The 10049-nt window shown below is 67.3% G+C and carries 12 protein-coding genes and 1 pseudogene; 2 read left to right on the plus strand and 11 right to left on the minus strand.

Annotation, left to right across the window (positions count from 1 at the left end):
• From G6017_RS00795 to G6017_RS00825, 7 genes are all read right to left on the minus strand, one after another.
• Positions 1-1068, minus strand: a 1068-nt coding sequence (locus G6017_RS00795) for an ATP-binding protein (protein ID WP_182615444.1), incomplete at its 3' end; no start/stop codon positions are given.
• Complete coding sequence (locus G6017_RS00800; RefSeq protein ID WP_347237918.1) at positions 1061-1636, minus strand: DUF4194 domain-containing protein; 576 nt, start codon at positions 1634-1636, stop codon at positions 1061-1063. The genes G6017_RS00800 and G6017_RS00795, both read right to left, overlap by 8 nt.
• Positions 1633-3066, minus strand: coding sequence for a DUF3375 domain-containing protein (locus G6017_RS00805; RefSeq protein WP_179525745.1), 1434 nt, complete (start codon positions 3064-3066; stop codon positions 1633-1635). The genes G6017_RS00800 and G6017_RS00805 overlap by 4 nt, the downstream gene beginning before the upstream one ends.
• Before the next feature lie 112 nt (positions 3067-3178).
• The gene (locus G6017_RS00810) at positions 3179-3535 is read right to left on the minus strand and encodes a HepT-like ribonuclease domain-containing protein (RefSeq protein ID WP_179525746.1); all 357 of its coding nucleotides are present in this window, start codon (positions 3533-3535) and stop codon (positions 3179-3181) included.
• A complete protein-coding gene (locus tag G6017_RS00815; RefSeq protein ID WP_179525747.1) occupies positions 3532-3861 on the minus strand; it encodes a nucleotidyltransferase family protein in 330 nt (109 codons plus the stop codon). Before G6017_RS00815 ends, G6017_RS00810 begins: the two co-directional genes overlap by 4 nt.
• A gap of 247 nt (positions 3862-4108) precedes the next feature.
• Entirely contained in the window at positions 4109-5377 is a 1269-nt protein-coding gene (locus G6017_RS00820; RefSeq protein ID WP_182609771.1) for an alpha/beta hydrolase family protein, read from the minus strand.
• A 119-nt stretch (positions 5378-5496) separates the two neighbouring features.
• Entirely contained in the window at positions 5497-6864 is a 1368-nt protein-coding gene (locus G6017_RS00825; RefSeq protein WP_182609772.1) for a cytochrome P450, read from the minus strand.
• Between the two features lie 157 nt (positions 6865-7021).
• Here G6017_RS00825 and G6017_RS00830 point away from each other — a divergent pair, with 157 nt between their 5' ends.
• Positions 7022-7303 carry a hypothetical protein gene (locus G6017_RS00830; protein ID WP_182609773.1) on the plus strand — a complete coding sequence of 94 codons (282 nt, stop codon included), beginning with the start codon at positions 7022-7024 and terminating at the stop codon, positions 7301-7303.
• Between the two features lie 50 nt (positions 7304-7353).
• Here the strand turns inward: G6017_RS00830 and G6017_RS00835 are convergent, their stop codons facing one another.
• The 4 genes from G6017_RS00835 to G6017_RS00850 all read right to left on the minus strand — a co-directional run bounded on the left by G6017_RS00835 (position 7354) and on the right by G6017_RS00850 (position 9738).
• Positions 7354-8556 (minus strand): methyltransferase, encoded by a 1203-nt coding sequence (locus tag G6017_RS00835; RefSeq protein ID WP_182609774.1) that lies wholly within the window; start codon positions 8554-8556, stop codon positions 7354-7356.
• Between the two features lie 161 nt (positions 8557-8717).
• Positions 8718-8990: a type II toxin-antitoxin system RelE family toxin gene (locus tag G6017_RS00840; protein WP_182609775.1), complete on the minus strand. Its 273-nt coding sequence runs from the start codon at positions 8988-8990 to the stop codon at positions 8718-8720.
• Position 8991: 1 nt separating this feature from the next.
• Positions 8992-9213, minus strand: coding sequence for a type II toxin-antitoxin system RelB family antitoxin (relB, locus tag G6017_RS16575; RefSeq protein ID WP_182609776.1), 222 nt, complete (start codon positions 9211-9213; stop codon positions 8992-8994).
• 54 nt (positions 9214-9267) lie between these two features.
• A complete protein-coding gene (locus tag G6017_RS00850; RefSeq protein WP_375544345.1) occupies positions 9268-9738 on the minus strand; it encodes a Wadjet anti-phage system protein JetD domain-containing protein in 471 nt (156 codons plus the stop codon).
• Between G6017_RS00850 and G6017_RS16580 the strand changes: the two are divergent.
• Positions 9702-9896, plus strand: a pseudogene (locus G6017_RS16580) (IS3 family transposase); the annotation flags it as partial. The gene G6017_RS00850 and the pseudogene G6017_RS16580 overlap by 37 nt on opposite strands.
• Between the last annotated feature and the right edge of the window lie 153 nt (positions 9897-10049).

Below are 10049 nucleotides of genomic sequence, written 5' to 3' on the forward strand. Positions count from 1 at the left end.
GATGCGGCTACCGCCCGCCTCGGCCCGGGCCGCGAGGAGCTGGTCGCGCTCCGCCCCGAGGGCCTGCAACTCGGTGCGCACCTGCTCCAGCTGGGCGGCGATGGTGGTGACCTCGGCGCGGACCCGCTCGATCTCCGCCTGGCGCAGCTCGATCCGTAGTTCGGCGAAGTAGGGGCGGATCGCCACGCGTTCCTCGTGGAGACGGTCCAGGCGCTCGACCGCGCTCTCGTACCGGCTGATCGAGGCGACCAGTGGTTCCAGTGCCTCGAGTTGGGCGCGGGCCCGTTGGACGGCATCGTAGGACCGGGTGAGGTCCTCGAAGTGCCGGATGATCCCCTCGATCCGCTCGGAGGCATCCGCGGGTTCGAGCATGTGCGTGCGGACGAACTCGTTGAGATCGCCCACGGCCTTCATCGAGACGGTCTGGTGGAACAATTCCATGGCCTGTTCGGACCGGATGCCCAGCAGGCGCCGCATGGCACGACCGTAGGGCGGGAAGTCCTTCTCCACCGTGGCACCGTCTCGGCGGAGCCGCTTGAGCAGGTCGCCCAGATCAGAGCCGAAGTCAGTGAAGTGAGACTCGATCGACATCGCCCGGTCCACGGTCACAAAGCGTCGCCAGGGTTGTCCTGTGGCGTCCTGCTGCTGGAAGACCTGGGCGAGGGTCACCTCGTCGTCGTATCCCTCGTTGGCAAAGACGCCGAGGATCACCGAATACGACCGTCGGTCCCGCAGCCCCACCGGTCGGACACTGCCGGTGGACTCGTTGCGCTCGGTCCTGTGGTGGCCTTCCACGTAGGAGCGCAGAGTGCGTTCCTTGCGTGCGGCGCCGGCCGCCTTGTTGTAGTCGATCCGGTGTGAGGGGAGCATGAGGGTGCTCACCGCGTCGACCAGCGTGGATTTGCCGCTGCCGATGTCGCCGGTGAGCAGCAGGGTCTCCCCATCCGATTCCAGTTGCCAGACGCGCTTGTCGAAGGTCCCCCAGTTGAGCACTTCGAGCCGGACCAGCCGGAAACCGGGACGCCCCTGCGGTGCGAGGTCGACGGAGGAGAACAGGCCCTCACTCATCGCCCGCACCCCCGTCGGCGTACTCGGCCAGTTTGGCGGAGAAGTCGGACAGGGTCTGACCGTCCACGTAGGCCTTGAGGATCCGGCGCACCTCCCAGGTGTCCCGCCGGCCCTTGAGCTGGCGCAGGAATCCCATGGAGACCAGGCGGTTGATGGACGTGTCGACCTGCTTGAGTACTCGGGCCTCGTCGGTGCTGCGGGCGAGGAAGAGCTGGATCATCTCGATGATCTCGTCCTGGGTGAGCACCAGTTGGCCCTGGTCGCCGGCGGATTCGAACTCCACCATCCGTTTGCGCAGCAGCACCAACAGGAGACTGTCGGCGTAGGTGAGCGCGCGGCGTCTGATCACCCGCGGGAGCGGTTCGTCACCGTCCTCCGGCTCGGTGGTGCGCAGGTAGGCGTAGCCCTCGTCGTCGTCGATCACCACGTCGAGTCCGATCACGGCGAAGTGGTCGCGGACGGCGCCACGGTGGCGGAGGAGGTCCTCCCACGCGTCCGACTCCTGATAGACGACGCCCTGCATGAGGCGGATGGCGCTGGTCGCGACCGCCCTCTCCTCCGGGCTCACCGGCGCCTCACCACGACGCGCGGCATCCGGGCCCGCATCGACCGGCCGGCCTCCTCGTACTCGATCACCGTCTCCTCCTGCTGGTCGGTGGTCACCTCGATGTCGTCGGTGTCCAGGGCGAGGTAGCCCACGAGTTCCGCGGCGCCGTGCTCGACGGGGTACATGGTGACGACGTCCTCGAGCAATGCCGTACCGCGTTCGGGGACGAGGTTGCGCAACCTGGCGGCGAGGCGGGCGGGGTCCACGATCACCTGCTCGGCCAACACGGAGGTGTCGACATGCTCCTGCTCGGACGGTGGCAGGAGACTGTCCACCTCGGACGCGGGCCGCACACTGTGCAGCGGTCGTTCGGTGGGCAGCGACACCTCCACGCCGGCCTGCTCCAACTCGAGACCGAAGTCCGGGGGTGTGCCTTGTCGCAGCGCCAACGCGGTCCCCTCGATCTCGCGGACCAGGTCGAGGACGCGGCGGTTCTCCAGCCAGATCTGGTCGTCGGTGAACCGGCGGAGCTGCTCGGAGATCTGACGGACGGTCAGCTGGGTGCGCTCGGCGGCCTCGGCCCACCCGTGGTGGACGGTGCGGATGCTGCGGTCCGCCTTCAGTTCGTCGATCGCGGTGAGCCGCTCGAGCAGGGCGGAGAGTTCCTCCTGGCCGGATGAGGACAGGAGCATGTCGTAGAACGCCTGAAAACTGCGCCCCTGATCGGAGGAGTCGATGCGACTACGCCCGCTGACCAGCTCCTCCAGCAGGTCCCCCTTGCTGCCCTCCCATGTGGCTATGCGTTCGCGAGCCGAGCGGTCCAGTGCGCGGAAGTTCTCCTCGACCTCGCGGAAGTCGGCGAGGAGCTCGCGAGCGGTGGAGGAGAACTGCTGGTAGCGGTCGCGCACGGCGGTCATGTCGAGCAGTCCGGCTTCAGGGTCGGCCTCGATCTGCTCGATCTCCCGCTGGATCTCCTGCTTGCGCCGCTGCAACTCGGCGAGCCGTATCGCGGGGTCGACCTCGGTGCCCTGGGCGATCTGGCGGAGTAGTTCGATCGCGGTCTGCAGTCGCGACTCGGTGCCGACGAAGGGCCGCGCGTGCAGGCTCTGGACCCACGAGTAGGCCTTTTCCAACGCGGGTGTCGCGTCGTAGTGGATCTCATCGGTACCGAGCGGATAGAAGCGACGGAGAAATCCTGAGTCGGTGGACGCCCATTCGGCCAGATAGTCGGCTGCGTCCCGCTTGAACCGCGGGTTCTCGGGATTCTCCGCATTGAGCTTGTAGAGCTCGTCGTCGAGGGCGTCGATGATCTCCCCCTCCGGGCTGGCACCGTGTCCCTCCTCCACGAAGAACCGGCCGAGAAACGACAGCAGCAGCGGCGCGTGGGTGGCGCGGAGCATCCGCCACGCGGGATGTCGTTCGCGCAGCGCGTCGATCGCCGCGTAGTCCACACGGTCTCCTCGGGTCAGCGGTCGGCAGGGGTCGTGCAGCCAGTCTAGGAGGGCGGCCGGACACAACTGTCTGGGCGGTCGGTGCGGGCAGCACCCCGCGAGAGGCGTTCCGTCACACCGTGGAGTTCGATTCAGGACCACGCTGGTGTTGACTCAGCGCTTCGGCAAGAGGCGGTAGGTGTGTCTTCACGACGTCTCGCACAATGTCAGCCTCAACACCGAAATACTGGTGAACGAGGATGTTGCGGAACCCTCGGATCTGCGGCCAGGCGATCTCTGGGTGTGCATCTGTGATCCCGGCCGAGAGATGGTTCGCAGCCTCACCGATGATCTGCAAGTTCCGTTCGATTGCATCCTCGGCCATGAGGACGAGGTCGATGTCATGGTTGTCCAGTCTGCGTACGTACCGCTGGCATCGATTGATGGCCCGCAGGATGTCGTCGATCCGCTGATCGGACTCGCGACTCATAACGCGACGCTGTCCCGGAGCGCCGACTCTGAGATCGCTCGCTTAAGTAGTTGCGACGGGAAGACGTCGATATCGTCGCGGCCGAATAGCGCACGGACTTCCTCTAACAGACCGGAGGCGCGCATCAAGAGATTGCCGTCAGACGGGTCCATTTCCACCAGGATGTCGATGTCGCTTCCCGCCTGCGCGGTGCCACGCGCGACCGAACCGAACAGCCTTGGTCTAGTAGCCGCGTACTTCGCCAGGAGCGCACGGAACTCGTCATCACGCGCCTCGATCAGCTCGCGCATTGCGAGCGATTCGGGAGTCGGGGCGGTGCTCGTCATAGCTACAGGTTACCGGCCGCCCGTGGGAACTGAAGGCCCCAGAACGAAGGATGCAAGTGAGCCGTGTGAGATCACGTTGGGTAGACCGATCAGGCGTTGCCAACTCTCGGACTACAGACCGCGCCCTGCACCAGAGGCGAGGCGAGGCGAGGAACCCCGTCTCAGACGCAGGGGCGTAGCCGGCAACCCTGTTTGCTGCGGCGATCGCCACTTCGAGGTACGGGATCGGTGATTTAGACCGGCGGCCCTACCGGCCGAGCACCGTGTCGAGCCAGTCGAACGCGCGCTGGCTGAACAGCGCTGCCGCCCCCGCTTCGTCGTGTTCACCGGCACCTTCGGCGTTGGTGAACTCGATCATCGTCTTGGGCGCTGTGAGGGCGTCGAAGAGACTCTGCGCGTCGACGATGCGCGGGTCGTTCTGGCCGATGGTCAGCAGCACGGGACAGTCGATGCGGTCCGCGAGGCCGTTTAGTGTGAACGACCTCAGTTCGCGCATGTAGTCGACCGGGGTCGCGCATCCGTGCGTGAGCATCCCTCTCCCCACGGAGAAGTTCAGCCCCGGTGACTGCGCCATCCCGGCGCGGACCACCTCGTTGAGCTGCTCGTCGACGTCCCCGGTGTCCAGGTCGCCGCGGTATTCCGCCGGGAGGAGCAGAGAGGCGTTGGCTCCCGGGGCGTACTGCGGGGCGTCGGCGATCACGGCGGCGAGGCGGTGCTCTGCTGTGGCGGCGCGGGGCGCGAGGTGGCCGCCCCAGCTGCGGCCCAGTGCGGCTATCCGGGAGGCGTCGACCTCGGGGCGGGCGACCAGCCAGTCGACCTGAGCGGTGACGACCACCTCCCAGTCGTGTCGGAAGTGCAGGTCGCGTTCGACCAGTGCCGCGCCCTGGCCCGGGCCGTCCATCATGAGGACGGCGTAGCCGCGCCGCAACGCCGCGACACCGCCGGCGACGTACGTCTCCTCCATCGTGCCGTCGTATCCGCCGACCAGGATCACCGTGGGGAACGGTCCCGGGCCGGGCGGGGTCGCGACGTAGCCGTCGAGTTCGGTCCACTCGTACGGGATCGCGACCTGCTCGAAGGGATGATCCATCAGCTCGATCGCCCGGCGGAAGGCATCCCGTTGACGAGCGTTCGCCGCGACGAACCGTGGATCCATCGGAGGCGCGTACATGAAGACCCCGGAGATACGGAAGTACGTTGCCGCACGGAGGAACCCCTCACGCGCGCTCACCCGGTGACCGGAGGCGAGACTCTTCTCCGCTTCCCCGAGAATCCGTTCGCCGAGCGCGTTCCACTCGAGGTTCCAGGCGTCTCTGTCCCCGTCGGGGATTCTGCGAGCGGTGATGAAGGCCTCGCCGATGTCGGCTCCGCCCGACGCGATGGTGTCCAGTACGCGGAGGAACTGGCCGTCGAACCCGCTGTCCTGGAAGGCCAGCCCGGTGAGGGTGGGTTCGCCGGGGCTTTGATGTCCGTCCGCGGCGCGAATTGTCGCACCTGGTGAAGTGTTCGTGGCCATGTGTACACCTCGTCGTCACTGGTGGTCATCCGTGGTCGGATCGCCGCTCCCATCATCGCTCACCCGGCGTCCGTCACGTGCGTGAATCCGACGCGATGACCGCCAACGATGCCACCGGGTCACCGACGCCGGACGGTGACCCTCCCTCCTCGGTGAGGCGCGAACGCGACGCCGCGGGAGTGCCACTTCTCGTCCCGCTCGGTCGTCGGGACGATCTCGTACATGCTCAGCAGGGTGCGCAACACGACGTCCATCTCCATCGTCGCGAACGCCGCGCCGATGCATCGCCGGGTCCCGCCGCCGAACGGCAGCCAGGCCGGCGGTGGTGTGGTGTCGAGGAAGCGGGTCGGGTCGAAGCGCTCGGGCTCGGCGAAGTGCACGCTGTCGTCGTGCAGCAGCGAGATCGCGACCATCACGTTGTACCCGCGCGGGATGCGCCACGGGCCCAGGTCGAGGTGCGGCGCCTGCACGTTGCGTCCGGCGAGGTCGATGACCGGCCGGCTGCGCTGCACCTCCAGGATCGTTGCGTGCCTGTAGCCGGTCCCCCCGGCGTCGACTTCGGCGACCAGCTCGTCCAGCACCGCGGGGTTCCGGCTGAGCCGCTCCAGGGCCCAGGCGAGCGTCGTCGCCGTGGTCTCGTGTCCCGCAACGAGCAGTGCGGTGAGCTCGTCGCGGATCTCCTCGTCCGTCATGGCCGATCCGTCGTCGTAGGTGCTCTGCAGCATCATCGCCAGGATGTCGTCGCGCTCGTCGAGTCGGTCGTCGCGGCGGCCGCGGGCGATGAGTGCGGTGATCGCGTCGTCGTAGACCTTCTTGTAGCGGGCGAACCGACCGCGCGGGCCCACCGACCCCACGCCCACCGCGCCCACGCGTACCGGCAGTTCCGGGGTGATGACCACCGCCGAGCCGGCCTCCACCATGGGCGGGATCACGCGGCGCAGCGTGACGAGCTCGTCGTCCCGGGCGCCGAACACCGTCCGGATGATGATGTCCAGCGTGATGCGGGTCATCGACGGCATGGAGGCGAACGGCCTGCCGACGACCCACGAGTCGAGTTCGCGCCGGGTCTCCTCCTCCACGACCGCCTCGTAGCCCGTGATGCGCCTGCCGTGCAGAGGCGGGGTGAGCAGCTTGCGGCGCCGTCGGTGGTCGGTGCCCTCGAGCGCGAACATCGACTGCTCCCCCAGGACCCGACCAAGATTGGGGTCGACGTTGGTCAGCGACTGCTGCGGGGCGGTGAACAGCTCTCTGGCCAGCGCGGGGTCGGAGATGATCACCGCGCGCCCGTAGATGGGCAGGTGCACGGTGACGGCGTCGCCGTATCTCGCCTGCAGGCGCTGGAGCACTCTGCGCCGGGCGATGCCGAAGCCCGCGCCCTGGATCGACCTGGGCAGCGGGGGCCCGGGCGGGAGCCGCGGTGCGCGGTCGTCGTCGGTCGGGCTTCCTCCGGAAGCGGAGGGAACCGACCTGTCCGTCACGCTGTCCATGGCATTGCATCCTCGGCCTCGGGTGGGGTGCGGGGCGTCGCCCAGCCTACGTGCCGGAAATGCGGTGGTGGCGCGGATAGTGCGACGACGACGAGGTCTTCCCCTGCCGCCCGGCACCGCACCCAATCCGCCACGACCCCGGCGTCGAATCCCGGGCATGCACTCCGCTTCGCAGTCCCCTCGGCCCTCCGCCTTCCACGTCACGGCGGACGGTGCGGACGTGGCAGGGCTCTTCGCCGACTCCCGGGACGCCGACGCCGGGCACGACTCGCCTGAGCCTGCCGAGTCCGAGCGAGGGGACTTTCTCGGCGCCATGCGCGCATCCTGGGACGACTGGATGCCCGTCGCCACCACGGGCTGGGGCGCGGTGGTGCTCATCGCCCCGTTGCTCGCGGTGCATGCCCTCGTCTGGGCCTTCGGCGGGCGCCGGCCCCGCTAGGTGCGCCGGCTCGACCAGGTGCTCCTCCTCGAACAGGTGCCCCGCCTGCGCTAGGTGCTCCGCCTCGCCCCCACCCGCCACAGGATGGTGCGCTCCTTCGAGCGAGCCGCGTGCAGCGGATCAGCACTGTCTGCGGCGCGGGAATGGCGTGGCGTGGTCTCGCTTGTCCCGACCACGGTCAGCCCGGCCGCGTCGATACGGCCGAGCAGGTCATCACGGGTGCGCAGTCCAAGGTGTTCGGCGAGGTCGGACAGGATCAGCCATCCTTCGCCCTGCGGCGTGAGGTGATCGGCGAGCCCGCTGAGGAAGCGGTGCAGCACGTCGGAGTCCGGGTCGTAGATCCCCTGCTCCAGCGCCGAGGTCGGGCGACCGGGAATCCATGGTGGATTGCACACCACCACGTCGGCCCGCCCGCAGTCGCTCGCCTCGTCGTCGTCGTCGTCATAGGGCCACAAATCGGCCTGGATCACCGCGATGCGGTCCGCCAACCCCAGCCGATCCACGTTGTCCTGGGCGCACTGCACGGCGCGGGGACTGATGTCGGTCGCCACCACTTCCCGGGCGCCGCGCCGGGCCAGGACCGCCGCGAGCACCCCGGTCCCGGTGCCGATGTCCCACACGACGGGGTGGTCGACGCCCTGCGGCCAGGGGGCGTCGGCGACCAGGTCGATGTACTCGTCGCGGGTGGGGGCGAAGACGCCATGGGCGGGATGGATCCGAGCCCCCAGGGCCGCAACCTCGATGCCCTTGCGGTGCCACTCGTAGGCGCTGATCACCCCGAGTAATTCGGGCAGCGACACGAGAGTCTCCGTTACGACGGAATCGCTCGACTCGTCGGTGGGCTTGTCGACCGGCTGCCCGTAGGCGTGTGTGCAGGCCTCGCGGGCGTCGGGCGCTCGGCGCAGGCAGATCGAGTAATCAGGCTGCAGGGGGATCAGGATCTTGCCCAGTATCGAAGCACGGTGGGCACGGGCCTTCCGGTTGGCGAGAAAGACTTCCCCGGGGTCGGTGGATTGCGGTGACCGGGACGCCCGCTTCTCGAGGCGACGGTCGAGAGCACGCATGAGCTGCCGGGCGTTTTGGAAGTCCCCTCGCCACAGCAGGCTCGAGCCTCTCTGGGCGATTCGGAGAGCCTTGTCTGCGGAGATGTCGTCGGTGATAACGACGATTCCAGTCGGCGCAGGTGCGGCGTTCTCGGAGCGCCAGCCGACGGTGCGGTCTACACCGCTCTCACGCCAGCTGACGGTGTTCACGGGCGGTCCGAGTACGGCACAAGAGAGGACACGTGAATCCTTCAGACGGTCGCGCGCTCGACCCGAGAATGAGGAATGACCGCGCGAGAGCAAGTGACCCGTGATCCGGGCCGAGTCCAGTGTCTCAGCTCTGCCCCCGGACGGTCACGGGCAGTCGATCTTTATCGGTAGACCTCACGCCGATGCGCAACATCAACGACGAGGACTGTTACCCGTTGATCCTCGATCGAGCAGATGATCCGGTAGTCGCCCACGCGGTACCGCCAGAGGTGTTGGTCGCCACGAAGTGCCTTACCGAGGTACCTGGGGTCTTCGCACCCATGTATTCGCTCCTCGAGGAATGCCCTGATTCTCTGCTGCGCAGTCTTGTCCTGACGACCGAGCTTGGTGATGACCTTCTGGACGTGCGGCGTGACCTCGACCAGATACGCCACTTCAGGTCCAGTCCACCTGGCCCAATGGGATGGCGGAGTCGTCTGACTGCCGGAACTCCTCCAGACGGTGTTGGGCCAGGTACCAGTCCTCCATCTCGTCGAGCCCGCTGCGGATGAACTCGCTCGCATAGAACGACTTGGACCTGCCGGTGACGCGCGCCAGATGGTCCAGACGGGCGATGGTCTGGTCGTCCAGCTTCGTGTTGAGTTGTTTAGCCGTCATGACCCCTCTTCCGTCGATATACGAGTATAACCAGCATCCCAATACCAGTGTTCCTCATCCGGGCCCGTCGTAGGGCAGCTGGTCTAGCGTCCAGGCCCAGTTGATTCGCTCCTGCTCCAGTCGGACCTGGTCGCCGAAGCGATCGGAGACGAGGTCGTCATAGACGGCGGCCTCCTTCGCTGAGAGCCGGCCGAGTGCTGCGCTGGTCGGGGCGTTCTCCCGCCCCCACCGGTCGCGATGGGCGTGCAGGGTCTCCGCGTCCATCAGGAAGGACCGGGTCTGCGGAAGGTGGGCCCGGAGTCGATGCAAGATCGCGAAGCCGTGTGTATCGAGATCATCCCAGTAGTGCACTTCCGCGTCCTGTAACACTGCCCAGCGCCCGAGTCGCGCCACGTCGAATCCCTTGCCCCAGATCACTACCCCGTCGGCGGGCACGGGCAGCGTGAGGTAGGTGACCTCGTTCTCCACCACCACGGCTATAGAGAAGCGCATGGCTACTCCGCGGTCCTGCCCACCGCGGCCCATGGAAAACGGTTGAGAACGTCGAGCTCGCAACCCTCGGTTGTGTCCATTGGCACAACACCGCCCGCCTTCACGGCTACCTCGGCGACGTTCCACCCGCGGAGTTCGAGGAGACGTTCTACGATCAGATCCAGGGCGACAAGACCCTGGTGGAAATTCAACTGAACACGGTCTCCACGAAACCCAGGGCGAATCTTGCTAAGCCAAGCCCGCCGCGCTGACCACAACTGTGCCACTCGCCAACAAGGCAAGCCGTCCTTAGTTCGCCACTTTCGCCCGCGTGCTCCGCTAGCCCCGGTAGTTCACGGGGATCT

Source organism: Dietzia sp. B44 (genome assembly GCF_014145245.1).
In the GTDB taxonomy this organism is placed as follows: Bacteria; Actinomycetota; Actinomycetes; order Mycobacteriales; family Mycobacteriaceae; genus Dietzia; species Dietzia natronolimnaea.